General features: G+C 54.1%; 29 protein-coding genes. All 29 read left to right on the plus strand.

Annotated features, from left to right (window positions below):
• The first annotated feature begins 123 nt into the window (after positions 1–123).
• The 29 genes from KO216_RS09150 to KO216_RS09285 all read left to right on the plus strand — a co-directional run bounded on the left by KO216_RS09150 (position 124) and on the right by KO216_RS09285 (position 17104).
• Complete coding sequence (locus tag KO216_RS09150; RefSeq protein WP_215523891.1) at positions 124–459, plus strand: hypothetical protein; 336 nt, start codon at positions 124–126, stop codon at positions 457–459.
• Entirely contained in the window at positions 460–1023 is a 564-nt protein-coding gene (locus tag KO216_RS09155) for a hypothetical protein (protein ID WP_215523892.1), read from the plus strand.
• Positions 1024–1740, plus strand: coding sequence for a hypothetical protein (locus tag KO216_RS09160; RefSeq protein WP_215523893.1), 717 nt, complete (start codon positions 1024–1026; stop codon positions 1738–1740).
• Positions 1741–2481 (plus strand): hypothetical protein, encoded by a 741-nt coding sequence (locus KO216_RS09165; RefSeq protein ID WP_215523894.1) that lies wholly within the window; start codon positions 1741–1743, stop codon positions 2479–2481.
• Positions 2482–2685, plus strand: coding sequence for a helix-turn-helix domain-containing protein (locus KO216_RS09170; RefSeq protein ID WP_215523895.1), 204 nt, complete (start codon positions 2482–2484; stop codon positions 2683–2685).
• The gene (locus KO216_RS09175) at positions 2682–2894 is read left to right on the plus strand and encodes a hypothetical protein (protein WP_215523896.1); all 213 of its coding nucleotides are present in this window, start codon (positions 2682–2684) and stop codon (positions 2892–2894) included. The genes KO216_RS09170 and KO216_RS09175 overlap by 4 nt, the downstream gene beginning before the upstream one ends.
• A complete protein-coding gene (locus tag KO216_RS09180) occupies positions 2891–3037 on the plus strand; it encodes a hypothetical protein (protein ID WP_215523897.1) in 147 nt (48 codons plus the stop codon). Before KO216_RS09175 ends, KO216_RS09180 begins: the two co-directional genes overlap by 4 nt.
• On the plus strand, positions 3034–3171 hold the full coding sequence (locus KO216_RS09185; RefSeq protein ID WP_215523898.1) for a hypothetical protein: 138 nt from the start codon (positions 3034–3036) through the stop codon (positions 3169–3171). Before KO216_RS09180 ends, KO216_RS09185 begins: the two co-directional genes overlap by 4 nt.
• Positions 3152–3445, plus strand: a complete 294-nt coding sequence (locus KO216_RS09190) for a hypothetical protein (RefSeq protein WP_215523899.1) — start codon at positions 3152–3154, stop codon at positions 3443–3445. Before KO216_RS09185 ends, KO216_RS09190 begins: the two co-directional genes overlap by 20 nt.
• Entirely contained in the window at positions 3433–3855 is a 423-nt protein-coding gene (locus KO216_RS09195; RefSeq protein WP_215523900.1) for a hypothetical protein, read from the plus strand. Before KO216_RS09190 ends, KO216_RS09195 begins: the two co-directional genes overlap by 13 nt.
• Positions 3845–4231, plus strand: coding sequence for a RusA family crossover junction endodeoxyribonuclease (locus KO216_RS09200; RefSeq protein WP_215523901.1), 387 nt, complete (start codon positions 3845–3847; stop codon positions 4229–4231). Before KO216_RS09195 ends, KO216_RS09200 begins: the two co-directional genes overlap by 11 nt.
• A 30-nt stretch (positions 4232–4261) precedes the next feature.
• The gene (locus KO216_RS09205) at positions 4262–5701 is read left to right on the plus strand and encodes an HNH endonuclease (protein ID WP_215523902.1); all 1440 of its coding nucleotides are present in this window, start codon (positions 4262–4264) and stop codon (positions 5699–5701) included.
• Positions 5688–5990 carry a hypothetical protein gene (locus tag KO216_RS09210; protein WP_215523903.1) on the plus strand — a complete coding sequence of 101 codons (303 nt, stop codon included), beginning with the start codon at positions 5688–5690 and terminating at the stop codon, positions 5988–5990. The genes KO216_RS09205 and KO216_RS09210 overlap by 14 nt, the downstream gene beginning before the upstream one ends.
• Positions 5983–6774: a hypothetical protein gene (locus KO216_RS09215; RefSeq protein ID WP_215523904.1), complete on the plus strand. Its 792-nt coding sequence runs from the start codon at positions 5983–5985 to the stop codon at positions 6772–6774. The genes KO216_RS09210 and KO216_RS09215 overlap by 8 nt, the downstream gene beginning before the upstream one ends.
• Positions 6771–7127 (plus strand): HNH endonuclease, encoded by a 357-nt coding sequence (locus KO216_RS09680; RefSeq protein ID WP_215523905.1) that lies wholly within the window; start codon positions 6771–6773, stop codon positions 7125–7127. The genes KO216_RS09215 and KO216_RS09680 overlap by 4 nt, the downstream gene beginning before the upstream one ends.
• 184 nt (positions 7128–7311) lie before the next feature.
• Positions 7312–7677: a phage terminase small subunit gene (locus KO216_RS09220; RefSeq protein ID WP_215523906.1), complete on the plus strand. Its 366-nt coding sequence runs from the start codon at positions 7312–7314 to the stop codon at positions 7675–7677.
• A 9-nt stretch (positions 7678–7686) separates the two neighbouring features.
• Positions 7687–9345, plus strand: a complete 1659-nt coding sequence (locus tag KO216_RS09225) for a terminase large subunit domain-containing protein (RefSeq protein WP_215523907.1) — start codon at positions 7687–7689, stop codon at positions 9343–9345.
• On the plus strand, positions 9342–10604 hold the full coding sequence (locus KO216_RS09230; protein WP_215523908.1) for a phage portal protein: 1263 nt from the start codon (positions 9342–9344) through the stop codon (positions 10602–10604). Before KO216_RS09225 ends, KO216_RS09230 begins: the two co-directional genes overlap by 4 nt.
• 9 nt (positions 10605–10613) lie before the next feature.
• Complete coding sequence (locus KO216_RS09235) at positions 10614–12113, plus strand: VG15 protein (RefSeq protein ID WP_215523909.1); 1500 nt, start codon at positions 10614–10616, stop codon at positions 12111–12113.
• A gap of 12 nt (positions 12114–12125) precedes the next feature.
• Positions 12126–12413, plus strand: a complete 288-nt coding sequence (locus KO216_RS09240) for a hypothetical protein (RefSeq protein WP_215523910.1) — start codon at positions 12126–12128, stop codon at positions 12411–12413.
• 86 nt (positions 12414–12499) lie between these two features.
• Positions 12500–13129: a prolipoprotein diacylglyceryl transferase gene (locus KO216_RS09245; RefSeq protein ID WP_215523911.1), complete on the plus strand. Its 630-nt coding sequence runs from the start codon at positions 12500–12502 to the stop codon at positions 13127–13129.
• 32 nt (positions 13130–13161) lie between these two features.
• On the plus strand, positions 13162–14127 hold the full coding sequence (locus KO216_RS09250; protein ID WP_215523912.1) for a phage major capsid protein: 966 nt from the start codon (positions 13162–13164) through the stop codon (positions 14125–14127).
• A 19-nt stretch (positions 14128–14146) separates the two neighbouring features.
• Positions 14147–14587 carry a Gp19/Gp15/Gp42 family protein gene (locus tag KO216_RS09255; protein ID WP_215523913.1) on the plus strand — a complete coding sequence of 147 codons (441 nt, stop codon included), beginning with the start codon at positions 14147–14149 and terminating at the stop codon, positions 14585–14587.
• Between the two features lie 13 nt (positions 14588–14600).
• Entirely contained in the window at positions 14601–14936 is a 336-nt protein-coding gene (locus KO216_RS09260; protein ID WP_215523914.1) for a hypothetical protein, read from the plus strand.
• Positions 14937–14946: 10 nt separating this feature from the next.
• Positions 14947–15261, plus strand: a complete 315-nt coding sequence (locus KO216_RS09265; RefSeq protein ID WP_215523915.1) for a DUF5403 family protein — start codon at positions 14947–14949, stop codon at positions 15259–15261.
• Positions 15261–15662 (plus strand): hypothetical protein, encoded by a 402-nt coding sequence (locus KO216_RS09270; RefSeq protein WP_215523916.1) that lies wholly within the window; start codon positions 15261–15263, stop codon positions 15660–15662. The genes KO216_RS09265 and KO216_RS09270 overlap by 1 nt, the downstream gene beginning before the upstream one ends.
• A gap of 76 nt (positions 15663–15738) precedes the next feature.
• Positions 15739–16347 (plus strand): phage tail tube protein, encoded by a 609-nt coding sequence (locus KO216_RS09275; RefSeq protein WP_215523917.1) that lies wholly within the window; start codon positions 15739–15741, stop codon positions 16345–16347.
• Between the two features lie 2 nt (positions 16348–16349).
• Positions 16350–16712 (plus strand): hypothetical protein, encoded by a 363-nt coding sequence (locus KO216_RS09280; RefSeq protein WP_215523918.1) that lies wholly within the window; start codon positions 16350–16352, stop codon positions 16710–16712.
• Between the two features lie 17 nt (positions 16713–16729).
• Positions 16730–17104 (plus strand): hypothetical protein, encoded by a 375-nt coding sequence (locus KO216_RS09285; protein ID WP_215523919.1) that lies wholly within the window; start codon positions 16730–16732, stop codon positions 17102–17104.
• Positions 17105–17128: the final 24 nt, after the last annotated feature.

The following is a 17128-nucleotide window of genomic DNA, read 5'->3' on the forward strand; positions in this document are numbered from 1 at the left end:
TGATGAAACTTCCTTGTCCACTTCTGATCCTACTGGGGAGGGTTCTCCCCAGGATCCTATCTCTGCTTTTATACGGAAGCTGCTCGGGGCGATACTCAAGAAAATTCGGGAGAGGAGCAATAAATGCTTCGCAACCAGACCAGCGGCGAGACCGCTAAGGATTCTGCTAGGCAGATGCACAGCCTTTATCTGGCGGGGTGGAAGTTAAGTGACGTTGCGGCCCCGGTAGACGTGGAGGATTACCCCAATGCCACCGTCTACGACTGGCTGCAGTCCGTATCGGATGCAGTGACACGCCTGGTGGAGGCAGCTCACCCGGTGTATCAGCGTTTGGGCGCCGCGCAGGTTCCGATGGGTGCGCTCAAGCAGGCGGCGGACGCTTGTCGATATATCGAATACGCACAGCGCTTCGGCGTTGACGAGGACGAGGCGCGGAAAAAATGGGGAGAGGAGCAATAAATGCTTGCGGTTGTATCTGATTGTGCTACTATGTCCGCAGGTGCTGAACACACCGTAACGAGCGGTCTACCGCGATCCCGTGAGAGCGGTTTTTTCATATCGGCTTGGCGTACCAAGCCGGGTAGCGTCCTCGCTATACAAGACCCTCCGGGGGAAAGCGGGAGGCCTGGCTCGTTACAGGTGTTCAAGTACCCGGCGCTGACTTGCTCTGAACAAGCCGGTCAGCGTCCTCGAACGAACTTAACGAGCTTTTTGGAGGACGCTATGGAGCGTTATACGGGTGTTTCTTGCTCCCGGTTGGTAAAGTTCCCGCTTACCCGAGGCGATTGCCCGGCGTGCGCGGGTACGCATCCAGCAGGGCATGAGTGGCACTGCCCGGTGCTTTCTTATTTGGTTTCTGATTTTTTGGCTCCCGGCGCGCGGCTTTCTATCGCGCAGGTGGGGTTGGTGCTCGATGCGGTGGCGTCTTTCGTGGCCGCGATGGCTACCGACACCCCCACCGGTGACGGCGCCACTGCTGGCGGTGTTGATGGTGACGGTGTTATCAGTGAGGGGGTGGCGTAGATGCGTTACCTCGATGATGAACTACGTGACCAGCTTAGTGATGAAGCGGTGGTGCCTTATCGGACGGGTGCTTCTTTGAGTATCGTGTCCGCTGCTTCTCGCCTGGCGGGAGTGATGTCTGCTGTTAGTAGTGTTGCTCAGGCGTATCACGAGAACGTTATGCAGGAAACCCCGGCTAGTGATGCTTTACAGGTTTTAGAGCTGCTGTGTGCTCAGGTTCGGGTGTGTAACCGGGATTTGGAAAGCGCGGTGTTATCACTCGCTATAGGCCACGGCAGGCCTGCCGTTGGTAGTGACGTTTTGGCCGAACTCTATGACCAGGTACCCCTGCTCAGGTTGTTCGACACCCCGCCAGAAGGTGGCGAGGTCGTTAAAAAAGCTGGCGGGCGCACTCGGAGACATCTCTCTAGGCAAGAAGCTTTTCAGCGTGATTTTGCGGTTCCCGTTGTACCAGAACCGTTCGATAAGGTCTCCATCGTTGACGCAGACCATGAAGCCGCCCCCAGCGGTGAAAAGCCGCTCGGGAGCAGTGTCGATGACGGCAAGCAACAGCGGGTAGCTGGCGACGTCAATGATGTAGTCCTCCATGAGATACCTGAAGGTTGCGGTATCGATCATAATTCTTCCTCCCCGGTGGGTGATGAAACTTTGTCATTCCCTTCTGATCCTACCGGGGAGGGTTCTACTTCTTCTGGTTCTGGTGAGGGGGTGGAGTAGATGCGTTGGCTAAAAGCTTATTGCGATGAGGACTGCGAAGATGGAGCTTACTGCCGTTCCTGTCGCGCGCCGCTTAGAGAGGCAGACCAGGTGGTCTGGCAGTTAGGAAACGATGGGCGCGTCTTGCTGCAGGAAAATACCGTCGTCATTGAATTCGAGGACGGGTGTGGCCTCACCAGTTATCCAACTTACGATCGCGGCTTGTGCCGAAGGTGCAGGGGTATCCGCATCAAGGTAGGAAAGGTCAAAGGTCTCGGTAACTTTGCGGCTCGGAAAGCTAACTGTCGTTGTGATTCTTCCTCCCCGGTGGGTGATGGTTGTCGTTCTCTTTGCAATCCTACCGGGGAGGGTCTTACTCGTGAGGAACGCTGTCAGCTAGCCGGTGCGTGCTTCTGCCTAATCTCTGCCTTGCAGGGGCAAGGGAGCGTTAGCAGTTCCGGTAGCGTCCGCGATGGCTTTGACCGATATGCGCAGCATCGCGATCTGATTGGCAAGGTTGCCAAGCATCTTGCTCTCGGGGGACAGCTCAGCCCAGTTGCTCGTGAATTCCTCAAGCGCGACATTCCCTATCTCATTAGTGAAATCTCGTCGCAAAGTTTCGATGCGTTCCAGCGCATCTTTGACGGTACTAAGTTCATTCATGATTCTTCCTCCTCAGTAGGTGATGAAACTTTGTCATTCCCTTCTGATCCTACCGGGGAGGGTTCTACTTCTTCTGGTTCTGGTGAGGGGGTGGAGTAGATGCCGCAAGTAGCTAGAAAAGACCGGTTAAACGTCAAGCAGGCAGCAGAGTATTTGGGGATTGACCCGCGTACTTTGCGTCGTTACCGCCAGCAGGGGCGGATTCGTACCCGGCGAACGCCGGGGGGTCTGCCGTGGTTTTCGCGTACGGATTTGGATAAGGCTTATGACAATTATGACTGTCCCTTTAAGGGGGCAGCATGAGGCATGATCCGGTGTTTATAGCGCGCCGCTGCGGTGTAGTGGTGCTTGCTGTTGCTGCGTGGCTTTACGTGACGTTGTTTCTTATTTCCCCGTCTGAGGTTGCTTCTCCTGCGGCTACCGCGTGTTTTTGGGGAACTTTCATTTTGCAGGTTATTGGCGGGGTGTTGTGTATGACGCGCAGCCCCGAAAAGAACGAGGAGGGGCAGTGATGGGGATATTGCTGACTGGTTTGTATGTACTCATGGCAGGGATTGTGGTTGGCGCGGTAGCTCGCGCGGTCTCGCAGTGGTGGGAGATTCGCTCGGAAGGACCGGCGTATTGCACTGATATTGAGGAGGCGATTTCGCAATGATTCTTTGGCTTGTGCTTTCAGTAAGCGCGGTGCTGCTGTTCGCAGCTGTTGCAGCCACTTTGGTGTTGGCTATCCAGGATCGCTTCGAGCAGTACGGGGAGGTGCAACACCCTGATGATTACCTCCGCGACTAGAGATTGCCCGGTTATTAGTGTGGCGGTTCCTCTGCTTAACGGTTTGCCGTTGGCGCATGTGCAGGCGGTAGCTGCTGGCGAGGCGGCTAGGCAGGCTAGGGCGCGGCGCCTGGTGCTTTCTGGGCGGCGCCCGGTTGATATTTCACATGAATCCCGGCTTTTCCGGGTCGAGTTCGAGACGCGCCCTTATACGGGTGTGGATGTTCCGGATGTGAAGGCTATGCGCCCTAAAACGTTTTTGAATGGGAAGGATACTGATTCATGGTTAAGCTGAAATCTTCCCTGCCTCCAGGAGAGTTAAACGGGCTGTACGATATCGCTACTGACGCGGTTTCTTACCCCAGCAGGATGCGCCTGGTTGTAGGACTGGTAGAGGTTCCTGAGGTACGTAAGAATATCCGTAAGGGCTTCACAGAGCCGGTTTTCGAGGTTACCCATATTGAGCCGTTGCCGCCTTGTTTGATCCGGCAAGGATACGCTCTGCTTGCTCAGGCTATGGAGCTGCGCCTGCCGCCTTCGCTTTTTGGTGAGAAAGAGCTGCAGACGTATTTAAAGAACTTGGGGGCGGGCTTAGAGCGCGATATATCTTCCCAGACCCTGCAAGGTCAGGATGATTATCTTGACGGCTCGATTGATGAGGATACAGGGGAGCTTTTAGAAGAAGGTGACCTGGATGGCAACTGAGAGTTTGTCTTTGGGGCGTGATTATTGGGTTACTGCTAATGCCCGGTTTAACCCGATGGTGCGGGCGCGCAAAGTTAAGCATCTGCGTTCGTGTGGCTATTGGCTGGGTTGCCAGTTCCGTAATAAGCATGGGCTGAAAAAAGTCCCTAGATTGCGTATGGAGGTTACGGTTACGAATCCTCCCCGCGGGGGCTGTAGGGATGTGGCGAACTATCATCCCACGGTTAAAGCAATCCTCGACGGGATCGTAGACGCCGGGGTACTAGAAGACGATGATAACCGACATTTGGAAGGACCGTTCCTGCGTCCTGGTGTCGGTCACTCTGAACATAGGGGGGTGGCTTCGTTTGAGATAGCGCTTACCCCTATTGATTAATTCTTCCTTAGTTCACTTTTCGAGGTACAGGTGTTTTTTCAAGTTGATGATCAGCTCCAGGTGAACCCGAAAGCGTTAGCCTTGGCCAGGCGGACACTTTCCGGGGACTTAATGGGGCCGGCTGCTCTTGGGGTGTGGCTCATGGCCGGATCTGCAGTCCAAGCGCAACTGACCGATGGTGTGATTTCACTAGAGACCCTTCTAGGTATCTTCCTTGATCGCGATTTCGTGGAGCGTGCTGCGAGCCTACTGTGCGAGGTGGGGTTGTGGCACGATCCTAACCATAAGTGTGACCGCTGCCTACCTGTCGCACCAGGAACGTGGCGGTATCATGACTGGTTCGATCTTGGCTACGATACCGGCGAAGGTAAGAAACTAGCTGACCGTAAGAAGAAAGAACTCAAGGATCGGAATCTTATCGATTCCGTATGGGCGCGAGACCGGATACCCTCTGGGCGCTCTGGACGTTCCGATGTTGCTCTTTGCCGCTATTGCGGCAAGAAGCTCCGTAAGAACGTTCGGCGTGGTCCGGATGGTTGGGAACTAGACCATGTAGATCCCAACCGGGCTATCGGCGCCCGAAACGTGGTGGTGGCCTGTCGTGATTGCAACGCGAAAAAAGGCCGCCGCCTGCCTCAGGATGCCGGGTTAAAACTTAGAAGGCCCCCTAGTGGGCTTAAACCGGATGACCCGTACTTGCTGCTAGCAAAAATGAGTGTGGACAGTGTCGCTGAACCTGACCAAGGATCGCCCATTCACGCCCAGGACACGGCAGCAGATACCGTACCGGTTTGCGCTGTGGACAGTGTCGCTGAACCTGACCAAGGATCGCCCATTCACGCGCCACGTTTTAACCCGGCCACTGAGGAATTTTCCGCTCCCGAACCCGAATCCAGCGCCCCCGAGAGAGTGCCAGAAACTAGCACCCAAGAAAATAGGGTGCTAAAAACTGGCAGTCCCACCTCTGATGCTGAAAATATATTGCAGCAGGTCAGCGCGGGTTTTGTGAATGAGGTGTCCCCGCGCGCACGCCTGCGCGCGCGCCCGCGCACGCGGGCATGGCAGGGTTATGGCAGGGAAATTACTTACCAGGGTAATACAGGGACTAGGCAAGGCTCACCGCAGGGTGACACTCAGGGTTCACTGCAGGGCGCACCACAGGGCGCCAGGCAGGGCGCAGCAGGGTCTGTCCAGGGTGACGCTAGGGTTGCCGCCCCGCAGGGGCAGAGCACGGCTAGGAAGCGCCGCAGAGGACGCAGGCGCACCAGTGGTGGCAACTGTGAGGTTGCAGAGAATCTGGACGCAGGCCAAGCTCCCAACGTGCTTGTGGCTGGTCGCTTTGGCTCCCCTTGGCATGGATGGCACGGACCTCCAGCAGAGCCGGGAATCTCGTTTTGCGAAGAACACGAGCAGCACTGGCCTTGCCGGTTCTGCCAAGAACAAGCTGAGGAAGAACATGAAAATAGTTAATCGAACCGCCTGGATTATCTTGGCGCTGGCAGTATTGATCGCGGGATCCCTGGGTGCGCTCGCGGGTTATGCGGCTGGCGCTGCAGGGGTAGACGATTCCCCGCAGTCAGTGTCGGTGGCTTGGTGTCAGCGTTTGCATCGAGACGGGGCTGCTGTTTCTTGTGATTGGGATTCGAACGCGGTGCCAGTGCTTGCCCAGCAGCTTGCCTTAGAAGAAAAGCTATCTAGTGGGGATGCTACCCGGCGGGCTGCGTGGCTGCTGGAGAGGGGGCGCCTTGGATGTGGATGAGCGCCAGGTTCGGCGGGCGCATTCCTGGCTTGATGATCTAGCGAAGTTGCGGGGACTCTATCCCTCGATGATGGAGCTGGCTCTTTCGCGCCCGGGCGATTCCTCGGGGCGCCACGGTCTAGGTTGCGGGCGGGGGTTACCGTTTCGGGCGGGGCTTTGGCTTGACGAACCTTCTATGGAGGGGGCGAAGACTTGGCCAGCAATCGAAGCAGAGCTATCTGCCTGGTCTGATTCTCTTTCTAGGTATTGCGCTGTGCACACTGGTGACCCGTTGGCGGATCTACATGACATTATCGACCACATGTTCGCAGAGGAATCAGAGGATTTGGAATATCTGTTGGGGGATATTTCGATTGCGTGGCACCGGGTACATAATGTCGTGGATCCGGATGTTCCTGGTCCTCCTTGCCCTGATTGTGGGGAAACCACGATTAAGCCCCAGGGCGCGAAGGGCTGGACTGAAACCTACCGGTGTAGGGCGTGTGATCGTACTTGGAGTCAGGCTTCGTGGCTGGCCGATGCCCTGGGCAAGATTCGCCGGTCTACCCAGTTGATTACTACCTCCCAGGCGTGCGCGCTGTTCCCGGGGCTCACGCGCAGGCGTTTAGATACTTGGCGTTCGCGCGAGAAGTTGTTGTCTGCTGGGTTTCGGGCGGGGCAGTCCCTTTGGTGTTGCCGCGATATTTGGAATCTGTTGCGCGTGTCTGGTGGAGAAGGCGCTGGTTGTGGTAGTGTGGACGCTAACGGGGCATCAGTGTCTAATCAGACAGGTGGTGCCTTTTGAGTTTTAAGACCAAACCAACCGCGCGTTATCGCCAGCTCCCTAAGAATTGGCGGCGTATCAGGGTAGAGGTTATTCAACGTGATCATGGGCGCTGCCAGATTTGCGGTTCACCTGGCACGGACGTTGACCATATCATCAGGGGACAGGATCATTCCCTGTCTAATCTTCGTCTGCTTTGCAGACGCTGCCACATGCGGCGAACCGGGAGGGATGGAGGAAGGGTTAAGTATCGGTCGCGGGTTTGTACGCTCCGCCCGAAAGAGGCTCATCCCGGGTTGAAATCTAGCCCCGCCCCTAAAGATTTAGGGGGTAGGAACCCCTCCCCGCCCCCCTCGCCATCGCTTCGCGTATAGGCGCTAAGAAACTGTACGGGTTTTAGGGTCGATATGGGTTTGACCTGCATCTATCCTCTCTTTTTGTTTGGTTTTGTTCGGTTTATCGGGGGGTGCAAATTGGATTTTTTAGATGGGGGTGTTTATGGGTGCTCGCGGTCCTATTCCAAAGCGTAGCGAGGCTAGGCGCCGCCGGAATAAGCCGGTGAATAAGGTGAAGTCCGCTAAGGGTGCTGAAGAGTTTAAGATTCCGGGTGAGGATCGTTCTTGGCATCCGATAGCGAAGAAACTTTGGCGTTATACTCGCCGTTCTGGGCAGGTTCGGTTTTATGAGCCTTCGGATTGGGCGGTTCTTTATTCCCTGTGTGATGACATCTCGTATTACAAGAAGGCTAATAAGCGTTCTGGGCAGATGTTGGCTTCGATTATGTCTGCCTTGTCCTCTCTGCTGCTTACTGAGGGTGATAGACGCCGGGTTCAGATTGAGTTACAGCGAGGCGGTAGCGAGGGCGATGCGGAATCGAGCGCGGTTGCGGATATGGAAGCGTGGCGGCGCAAGCTCTCTGGGTAGGTGAGACTCGTGGCGGGTGCACAGTCGCAGGTTTTGCTGCCTCCTCGTGAACGAATCGTTACTTTGCCCGAGGGACTCCCGAAGTACACGCTGGGTTATGGTGCTTTGGCTTGGATTCAAGACAATCTGCGTCAGCCTAACGGTCCGCTCGCGGGGCGTCCTTTTACTCCTACTCGCGGCCAGGCTCGGTTTCTGGTTTGGTTTTATGCGGTTGATGAGGACGGGCGCTGGCTTTTTAGGCGAGCGGTGCGCCGTTTAGCTAAGGGGTCTGGTAAGTCCCCGTTCGCGGCGGTTATGGCTCTGCTGGAGCTTTTGGGACCGGTGCGGGTGGCTGATTTTGATAAGCGGATTCCGGGCGGCGTGATAGGTAAACCGGTGTCTATGCCTCTGGTGTGGGTAGCAGCGGTTTCTGAACGGCAAACCGGGGTCACTATGCGCATGGTGCGGGGAATGGCTAATAAGCGTTCCCGCCTAGCCCAGCGCTATGACTTAGAGATTGGTAAAACCTATATCGAGACCCCCTATGGGGGCAAACTTGAACAGATTACTTCTTCTGCTTCCTCTGCTGAGGGTTCGGAGACTTCTTTTACTATCGCGGATGAAACGGAGCACTGGACACCGGGGGTGGGAGGTCTTGACCTTGAAGAAACCCTAGACCAGAACCTAGCTAAAACCGCCTCTCGTATGTTGGAAACTTCGAATGCGTGGCTACCTGGTGCGGGTTCGGTTGCGGAAAAGACTTTCAATGCCTGGTGCGAGCAGGAAGAGGGCAACACTATTGGTAAGCAGAAGATTCTTTATGACGCGGTGATAGCTCCCGCCAATACTGCTTTAACCGATACCCCTGATGATGGGGAAATCTCGATTACTGAGGGGTTGGAGTTCGTTTACGAGGATTGCCCCTGGGTAGATATCGAGACCATTAAAGAAAGGATCTGGTCTCCGTCTTTCCCCGTGTCACGTTCGCGGCGCTTTTTTTTGAATCAGCCGAACGCTGCCGAAGATGCTTGGGCTACTTTGCAGGAGTGGTCGGTGCTTGCTGACCCTGACCGGGCGCTTGAAGACGGCGAGGACGTGGTCCTGTTCTTTGACGGTTCAAAGAGCAATGACCATACCGCGCTAGTTGGTTGCTGCATGAAGGACGGGTTCATATTCACGCTCGGGGTATGGGAGCCGTTAAAGACTACCGGGGTAGTGGATGTGGGCGCGGTAGATGCGACGGTTGCTAGGGCTTTCGACAGGTTTAATGTGGTGGCTTTTTCCGCTGACGTTAGGGAGTGGGAATCGTTTGTGAAGACCACTTGGCCAGAAAAGTACGGAGAGCAGCTGCTTATCTGGGCGCAGCCTAGGGGGATGTCTGCTTCTCCTATCGCTTGGGATATGCGTTCTCACGCTTACGAGTTCGCTACTGCTGCTGAGATGTGTCTAGCGGAAATCCAAGACGGCTTATTTGCTCATGATGGTAACTGGGATACCTCGCGTCATATCGGTAACTGTAGGCGCAAGGAATCGCATGGGCGGATCACAGTTAAGAAAGAGTCCCCGAAATCTCCTAACAAGATTGACGCGGCTGTGTGTGTTATCGGGGCGCGCATGGTGTATCGCAAAGTCCTAGCTTCTAAGGAATGGGAGGCACGCAGTGATTCAGGGTGGGTGGTGTATGGATGAGCTTTAAATCTTTACTGCAGAACTGCCAGGTAATAAGAGGAGGTAGGAAATACTCTTCCTATTACGAAGGTGAACACCGCGTGGATGCCATCGGGGTTTCTCTTCCTCCTCAGGTGCGCGTCCTGGAAATAGTTGCTAACTGGCCGCGCCTAGCGGTAGATGTGCTAGTCGAATGCTTAAGCGTGGACGGTTTCACGCTCGCAGAAGATAAAACCGGGAAAGTTACTCGCGCTCTGCAGCGTCTGTGGGCGGGCGGTGATATGGATTCGCTGGCGGCTATGGCGCATACGGAGGCACTTATTCAGGGGCGTTCTATCTTGGTGGTGGAGCGCTCGCTTCAAGGCAAGGTTTTTACCAGGGTGTTGCCCTGGGATGCGTGCGTTGCGTATGAGACTGATTCTGCCGGGCGGGTTGTTGAAGCCATGATCCGGTATCGGCGCCAGGGTGAACAGTGGGCGCAAGTATTCGGCCTCGATGGTTCCGCCTGGTTCCAGTTTTCAGGCGGGGTATGGCGGGAAGAGAAAGCCTATCGCCAACCCTTTGCCGGTATTACTCCGTTTATCCCGGTAATAAACCGGATGCGTCCTTCTGATGAGGTTGGGCGTAGCGAAATGGATGATGTGATTCCCTTTGCTGACGCTGCTTCTCGCTCTTTCACTAACCTGCAGGTTGCGCAAGAACTGTTGTCGATGCCGCAACGCTACATTCTGGGCGGTAACTCGCAGAAGGTTACCCGCCCTGATGGTTCCCAGGTTTCAGAACTTGAACAGTATCTAGGCCGCTATATTCACGGACCGGAAAAGGGGAGCGTTGGGCAGTTGCCGGGCGCGGATTTAACCCCGATTATTTCGGCTATCAAGATGTATGCGCAAAATGTTTCAGCGGTGGCTGGAATCCCGCCCTCTATGTTGGGGATTACCACCGATAATCCCTCTTCTGCTGAGGCTATGCGCGCCGCTAAGGAGCGTCTGGTGGCTAAAGCTGAGCGTAAACAGGCGCTGTTTGGTGACGTGTGGGAGCAGTGGGCGCGCATTGTGTTAGGGCTCTGTGGAAGACCGGTTAGCGGACTTGAGACCTTGGAAACCATTTGGCGTGATTCGGCTACTCCCTCCCAGGCAGCGAAGAACCAAACCGTGCTGCAAGCCTACGCCCAGGGGTTGGTGTCAGCACCTACCGCGCGTGAACTATTACCGCTCTCGCCCGAGCAGCGAGCCAGAGAACAAGTAGGACAGCTAGAGCCAGACGATTTATATCTATAAGGCGGTGCCATGAATCCTTATGAAGCACTGCTGAACGCGATAATAGCTTTAGCGAAAAAAGCTATTATCTGGGAAACCAGTAAAGCCATCCAGCAAGCAGATGGTGACACTGAGATTACCCAACGGATTTTAGCTGACCGGCTCCCGCCTATCGTGCGGGCTTTCCGCCGTCTTGCCTACCAGGCAGCTATCTCCCATGTACGCTCCGAGGGCATACAGCATGGGGTGGATCTCGACTACACTCCCGGTCTCGCCCTATACCCTGAAAAAGCAGTCCTAGACCCTATTAGACGAGCACTGCGGATAACCGAAAGCACCGATCCAGAAACTGGCGAACCCAGCAAACAAATCAGCGCCAACCGCTATGACATCAGCCGTAAATTAGGGAACATTCTTTCGCGGCATGTCCATAGCGCAGCCCGCCAAGCAGTGCGCAGATGCGCAACCGATAGCGAAGAGCAAGCAGAACTATCCCGGCAACTAGACCAAGAAACTGATTCTACTGTGCCTGCGCGGCTCGCGGGTGGGGATTCCCCGCTTGATAGGGCTGCTGCTCGCATGCAGGAAACTATTCTTGCTGAGCGCAGGGAGGCAGCTGAGCAAACTGGTTTACCGGTTGATGATCCCCGGCTGCTCAAGGAGTTCGAGCGGCTTAAGAAACGGGTCGCTGATATTGATGATTTGGTGGACGATGAGCGGATAAAACGCGAACGGCGCGCTGATTACGATAAGGAAACCAAAAAGCGCCTTCAATTTGGTAGGCCGCGTGCTTGGGCACGGGTGCTTACCGGGGCTAGGTCTTGCTGGTTTTGCGTCATGTGTGCTTCGCGCGGTCCTGTTTACCAGTCAGCCCAGAGCGCGGGAGAAAACAAGGAGCCTTGGAATAGCTACCATGATCACTGCGATTGCAAGGTAGTTCCCGTGTTTGATCATCGTAACTGGGAAGGCGTTGAACAGTACCGCCAGTTAGAGAAAATGTGGCGGGATGTCACCTGGAAGAAACGTGATGGAAAGCTGCGCCCCCAGGATGGCGAGATACAGCGCCAGTTGATGCAAAAGTTCCTAAAGAGTGATAGCGGAAAACAGCAGTTAAACGAGATTTCTAACTTTAGGAACGATAAAGATTATCTAACACCTAAAGTATCGCGAAAAGACCTTCTAAAACCTGTAGGGGAAAAACTACGGCATGTGCGTCACTACCACAAATACAATCCTGACCGTAAGCCCAGACCCAGGGTCGAGCGGGATACGCAGTTTCGCAAGAATTTCTTGGGCAAGGAACCGCCCTCGAATGAAGCAATTAATGCTCTAGTAGAAGAAATCCTTTCAACAGGTGAACTCGTCGATAGTGAGGGTGTTGAAATCCATTTAGCGAAGTTTGTAGGAGAAACTCAGGTTACAGCGGTATGGAAATTTACTGAAGAAATGATTTGGAAATTCCAAAGTGCATTCCCAACTGGTGGAACAGGATATTATGAAGCTATAAACGGGGTCTGGACGTATAGGTAAGCGAGGTGAAACATGACTCTTAACGATGAAGATTTTCTCCCCAGTGAGGAAGAACTAGATGAAATCTGGGACTTCCTTATTAAGCAGTCGGAGCTAGACACTCCGTTTGGGAAAGCTGTTAAAACAGAGTTGAACAGTTTACCTCCAGAGCCGACTACCGTTTTTTACTGCTCCCTCCTGGAAGCATGGTACAGACAAGCCCCGGTTCCAAAAAGCATTATCGAGTATTACCGAGGCTTTATGGACAAAGACCAAATAGACCACATGGATCTGAGCAAACTGATTGTCGCTGACGAATAACAGCTAGTAAACAACTAAATAAATAGATTTACCCGCATGACCAAAGGTTATGCGGGTTTTCTTATACCCAAAAGTAAGGAGAAAACATGTTTAAGAACCGCTGTAAGCCAAAACCCCGCAAGACCACTAAACCGGGTAAACCCAAGCGCCGCGCGCAGGGTGAAGACGAAAACGCAGAACCTGAAACCGAAGCACAAGAGCAACTGAGCGAGGAAGAAAAAGACACCGCGCCCTCGGAAAACAGCGAAGAACCCCAAGCCGAACCGGACGAGCAGGAAACCTCTAAAACTGACGAGGACAGCGAAGAGGAAACCCCCTCCGATGACGCTAACCCGTCCTCAGAGGATGAAGCTGATTCTGGGGAAGATACCCCTGCTGAAAGCGAGCAGGAAACTGAACCAGAACAGGACGTGACCGCTGAAATCGCCAAGTTGCAAACCGATCTGGAAAACGCCCAGAAAGCGCTCGCGGATAAGGAAGCGGAACTGGCGTCTTTGCAGGCGGTAGAGCAGACGGGGAAGGTGCTCTCTAGCGAGGGGCTACCTCGAGAGTTAGCGCAGTATTTACCGTCTGATCCTGAGCGTTTAGCTGAGGCGGTAGAGCTGCTTAAATCCCTGCAAGCCCGCCCGGGTGGGGAGCGGATTCCGCGTCCTGATTCGGTTAAGGGTGAGCGGGGCGGTAAGGATTATGAGGCTTTCTTTGCCTCTCTTGACTAACTAGCAGGCCAAACTAAGAAAGGAAAAAGATTATGGCTATAAAAGATAACATTTTTACCCTGGAGGGTCAGCAAAAGTCTGGCCTGCTTGCCCCGGAAATGGTGGGCGAGATTTTTAAGAAAGTCCAGGAAAGCTCCGTGGTTGCTCCCATGTGTGGGACCGTTCCGATGGGGGCTAATGGTTCGGAGTATGTGATTGCTACCGGGGAACCGGAGGCAGATATTGTCGGTGAGGGAATGGCCAAACCGGTTTCGACTATCGGTTTAGCTACCAAAGTGGTCAAGCCGGTAAAAGCGGCGGTGATTGTTCCTTGGTCTAAGGAGGCTCGCCTAGCTAACCCGGCTTCGGTGTTCGACACTATTCAAGAAAAAATGTCGGATGCGATTCGCCGCCAGGTGGATTACGCGATTTTGTATGGTAAGTCCGCTAAAACGGATAAAGTTATCTCCGGGGTTGACTGTGTAAACCAGACTACTAACCGGGTAACTTTGGGGACTGCTACCGCGAAACAGGGCGGTCTATCTGCTGATGTGATTAGCGGATACACCAAGGTAATGGAAGCTGATAGCGGCGATTATGATTTCTCCGGGTTTGTGGCTGATCCACGTCTGCGTTCTACCCTTCTTAGCGCGGTAGATGATTTCGGGCGTCCGCTGTTCCAAGCTGAGCGGGTAAACCTGGCAGATTCGTGGGGCTCTATTATGGGCCTTCCCACCAAGTTCGGCAAAGTAGTATCTGGGCGTATCGCTGGCCACGCTGGCAGTAATGTTCGCGCTTTCGGTGGCGATTTCGCTGGTTCTATCAAGCTTGGGTTTGTTGAGAACATCACGGTATCCATGTCGAATGAGGCAACTATCCAGATTGGTTCCGAAATGGTTTCGCTATGGAGTAACAACCTCGAAGCCGCTTTGGTAGAAGCAATCTTCGGGTGGGTTATCGAATCTCCTAACGCTTTCGTAGCTTACGAACAAAAGGCAGCTACCACAGCTGGTAGTTAGCAAACGGGAGGGTAAGTAAATGGCAATAGCAACCCCTGAGGATATCGCGGCATCGCTACTGCGCGACCTTACCCCCTCAGAGAAAAAATATGCCGGGGTGCTGCTGGATCGGGTTGAGGTCATGATCCAGGCACGGTTAAACCTCAACCTAGATGAGATTACTTCCCACATGCGGGCAGCTCTCATCCAGGTTGAGGCAGAAGCCGTTGCCCGGGTATACCGAAACCCGGAAGGCCGTATCCAAGAAGCTGATGGCCAATACTCCTATCAGCTATCCAATCTCGTTGCATCAGGAATGTTGCAAATCCTGCCCTCAGAGTGGGAACTATTGGGGGCAGGATTCAACCTTTGGAAAACTATCCCGCCCGCTCTGGACGGGTATCTAACCGCCAACGCTAAAGCCCGCCCGGGTAATGAGTTCGGTTTCAACATTCGCCCTGACCGCACCTATATCCCCTGACAGGGAGGAAAAGATGAGCCTGCTAGAGGGACGTCACCGCTTACAGGTACAAACCGCGCGCCGTACCGGCGTCAGCAAGTATGGTAACGCCCAAATCACCTATAACGACCCGGTAGAAGTAGCCGGAAACGTACAAGCAGTCTCTAGCGAAGAAATAGCCTCCCTGGGAATGCAAACCAAATCCGTCTATCGCGTCCTCGCCAGGTCTTGGCCGGGCGGGCCTTACTCGCGGATTTTCTGGGAGGACAAAATGTTCGAGCAGCGCGGGGAAGCTAGGTGGTTTACTCGTTCGCCTGCTACCTATCACTGTGAAGTGCTGATGGTGGCTTCTGGGGTCGAGATTAAGTAGGTGGGTGGTTATGGCAGGCGGGGTAACGGTTAATAAGACCGCCTATAGGGTGGCCGCTAAGGTGGCTGGTCAAGACCCTGAGATGGATAGGGTAGCTGCCCGGGTGGCTGCTGTTGCTAGTGCTGAGGCTTTACGGCATAAACGTTCTGGTGATCTGGCGGGCTCTATTCGGGTGCGGCGTGGCCGCAAAGACCGGGTGATAACGATTGATGACCCCGAGGCGTTACATATCGAGTATGGGCATCTTGCCGGGGGTCGTGGTAAGGGCGCTAGGTGGGTTCCGGGGCTGCACATTCTTTCTAAAGCGGTTAAGAGGGTGGGGTAATGGATGTTGTAGCAACGCTGGTGAGTGTTCTGCGTGAGGGTGGCTTGGATGCTATGGCATCGGTTGATACCGATATTGCTGTAGATACTGATCCGCTAGTGATAGTGGAAGAATCAGTAGCTCGCCCAGTGGCCTCGTTTTCGTGGCGTTGGGCGCATCAGGTAAATATCGATATCCACGCGGTTACCGCTATCGAGGCTGACCCGATAGCCGTCCTCGATAATGCTTTGGATATCTTGTGGGACTGGTTCCAGGCAGGTAAACCTGCTGGCGGTGTCTGGGCGTCACATTTGGAAATAATCCAGATTCCTTCTCTGGTTCCTACCGATAGGCTCACGGCTACTCATCTGCGACAAGCCCGCACCGAAATCTCTCTAGTCGCTCGTTCGCTGGCGGTCTAGGTCTGAAAACTCAATAAAAAAGTTCTGTTTATACGTCACCGGCCAGGTGGCGTTTTTCTTTTGAAAGGAAAAAATAATGGCAAATCAAAAATATGTGGATACGGATCATTTGCTCGTACCTGGTCGAGGCACTGTGCTGTTCGCTGAGCCGGGGCAAGCGATGTTTAAACTGGAGGGTTTCGATAAGGCTAAGCCAGATAGCTTTGCGTCTTGGAATCTGTTGGGCGGTACCTCTAAGGAGAATATGCCCGCCTTCGATAAGGATGGTGGCGATGCTACCCAGTTGGGGATTTGGGAAGAGGACGCTGTCTATACCACTTATGAAGCAACCTCTATGTCGGTTACTTTGAATGCGGTACGTATCGATAAGGAAACTTTCGAGCTTGCCTTCCCGGGCGGTGTCTGGGATGAGGCAACCGGCTCGTACAAGATTAACGGTATTGGTTCAGTTGAGAAGGCTTTAGCGATTGTCATGTTTGATGGGCAAAAATGCGCGGCTTTCTATATGCCACGGGTTTCCCTATCGGTTGGTGATATGCCTGAGCTGGATAACGAGAACTTCTTGGAAGCCCAGATTTCCGGGCAGATTCTTACCGACCAGACCCAGCATTTACGTTTGCAGGTGTTCCGTCCTCGCCCGTTGACTGCGGCTGCTCCCGCGTCCTCTGCTGGGGGGAGTCACTAAGTATGGGTAAGGCAAAGAGTATTTCGGAACAGGCAACCGCGAAAGCTGAAGAAATCAAGAAAACGCCTTTCCGGCAGATTCCCGGGGCTCATGTGATTAAACCGTTAAAGGATATTCGCGCTTCGGATCGTTTGCGGTTTACTGCCAAAATCGCTGTTCTTCTTGATGAGGAAGGTAACCAGATCGGTAACACTCAAGAAGTGCTGCTGGCGATTGCTGACGCTTGCGACTTGGTGGAAGAACGCATGTCTACCACGCCGGAAGAGTTCCAGGAGTGGGCGGGCAGCGTTGATGATGGCTCCCTGATTGAGTTGTTGATGGCGCTTTATAGCGAATTGGGGGAAGGCAAAGGCTCTACGAGCTGATCTGTACCACAGGTGATGTGGCAGGCGATCTTAGAGCCTTATTTGGGTTCAGCCCAGAGGAAGTATGGGAACCCTCTGGGCTGACCTTAGCTACGCAGCTGATTGACCGGTTAGCATTCGAGCCGCGCTCTATTTGGCGGGCGCGTCAGATGGAATCCGCGCCCGCAAAACCCGCAAGTGCAGATGCTGCGTTGCCGTTCTTTGCTTGGGATGAAACCAGTAATGCGCTAGCGCTCATAGCGGATGAGCTGCAAGCATTACGCAGCCAAGTCGCGGCCATGGGTAGCGGGAAGCGTCCTCGCAAGATTACTCCTTATCCGCGTCCTACCAAACGCAAAAGGCACACCCCGAAAAGCCTGGATCAGATCAATTGGGATTTCTTTAACTTCTGATTTTTTTCTTTTCCGGGAGGTGGG

The organism is Varibaculum prostatecancerukia (genome assembly GCF_943169825.2).
Lineage (GTDB): Bacteria > Actinomycetota > Actinomycetes > Actinomycetales > Actinomycetaceae > Varibaculum > Varibaculum prostatecancerukia.

What these genes read in the sequence shown, in the direction of transcription:
- KO216_RS09150 (WP_215523891.1), top strand. Translation starts at nt 124, where the DNA reads ATGCTTCGCAACCAGACCAGCGGCGAGACCGCTAAGGATTCTGCTAGG.
- KO216_RS09155 (WP_215523892.1), top strand. Translation starts at nt 460, where the DNA reads ATGCTTGCGGTTGTATCTGATTGTGCTACTATGTCCGCAGGTGCTGAA.
- KO216_RS09160 (WP_215523893.1), top strand. Translation starts at nt 1,024, where the DNA reads ATGCGTTACCTCGATGATGAACTACGTGACCAGCTTAGTGATGAAGCG.
- KO216_RS09165 (WP_215523894.1), top strand. Translation starts at nt 1,741, where the DNA reads ATGCGTTGGCTAAAAGCTTATTGCGATGAGGACTGCGAAGATGGAGCT.
- KO216_RS09170 (WP_215523895.1), top strand. Translation starts at nt 2,482, where the DNA reads ATGCCGCAAGTAGCTAGAAAAGACCGGTTAAACGTCAAGCAGGCAGCA.
- KO216_RS09175 (WP_215523896.1), top strand. Translation starts at nt 2,682, where the DNA reads ATGAGGCATGATCCGGTGTTTATAGCGCGCCGCTGCGGTGTAGTGGTG.
- KO216_RS09185 (WP_215523898.1), top strand. Translation starts at nt 3,034, where the DNA reads ATGATTCTTTGGCTTGTGCTTTCAGTAAGCGCGGTGCTGCTGTTCGCA.
- KO216_RS09190 (WP_215523899.1), top strand. Translation starts at nt 3,152, where the DNA reads ATGATTACCTCCGCGACTAGAGATTGCCCGGTTATTAGTGTGGCGGTT.
- KO216_RS09195 (WP_215523900.1), top strand. Translation starts at nt 3,433, where the DNA reads ATGGTTAAGCTGAAATCTTCCCTGCCTCCAGGAGAGTTAAACGGGCTG.
- KO216_RS09200 (WP_215523901.1), top strand. Translation starts at nt 3,845, where the DNA reads ATGGCAACTGAGAGTTTGTCTTTGGGGCGTGATTATTGGGTTACTGCT.
- KO216_RS09210 (WP_215523903.1), top strand. Translation starts at nt 5,688, where the DNA reads ATGAAAATAGTTAATCGAACCGCCTGGATTATCTTGGCGCTGGCAGTA.
- KO216_RS09230 (WP_215523908.1), top strand. Translation starts at nt 9,342, where the DNA reads ATGAGCTTTAAATCTTTACTGCAGAACTGCCAGGTAATAAGAGGAGGT.
- KO216_RS09235 (WP_215523909.1), top strand. Translation starts at nt 10,614, where the DNA reads ATGAATCCTTATGAAGCACTGCTGAACGCGATAATAGCTTTAGCGAAA.
- KO216_RS09240 (WP_215523910.1), top strand. Translation starts at nt 12,126, where the DNA reads ATGACTCTTAACGATGAAGATTTTCTCCCCAGTGAGGAAGAACTAGAT.
- KO216_RS09245 (WP_215523911.1), top strand. Translation starts at nt 12,500, where the DNA reads ATGTTTAAGAACCGCTGTAAGCCAAAACCCCGCAAGACCACTAAACCG.
- KO216_RS09250 (WP_215523912.1), top strand. Translation starts at nt 13,162, where the DNA reads ATGGCTATAAAAGATAACATTTTTACCCTGGAGGGTCAGCAAAAGTCT.
- KO216_RS09255 (WP_215523913.1), top strand. Translation starts at nt 14,147, where the DNA reads ATGGCAATAGCAACCCCTGAGGATATCGCGGCATCGCTACTGCGCGAC.
- KO216_RS09260 (WP_215523914.1), top strand. Translation starts at nt 14,601, where the DNA reads ATGAGCCTGCTAGAGGGACGTCACCGCTTACAGGTACAAACCGCGCGC.
- KO216_RS09265 (WP_215523915.1), top strand. Translation starts at nt 14,947, where the DNA reads ATGGCAGGCGGGGTAACGGTTAATAAGACCGCCTATAGGGTGGCCGCT.
- KO216_RS09270 (WP_215523916.1), top strand. Translation starts at nt 15,261, where the DNA reads ATGGATGTTGTAGCAACGCTGGTGAGTGTTCTGCGTGAGGGTGGCTTG.
- KO216_RS09275 (WP_215523917.1), top strand. Translation starts at nt 15,739, where the DNA reads ATGGCAAATCAAAAATATGTGGATACGGATCATTTGCTCGTACCTGGT.
- KO216_RS09280 (WP_215523918.1), top strand. Translation starts at nt 16,350, where the DNA reads ATGGGTAAGGCAAAGAGTATTTCGGAACAGGCAACCGCGAAAGCTGAA.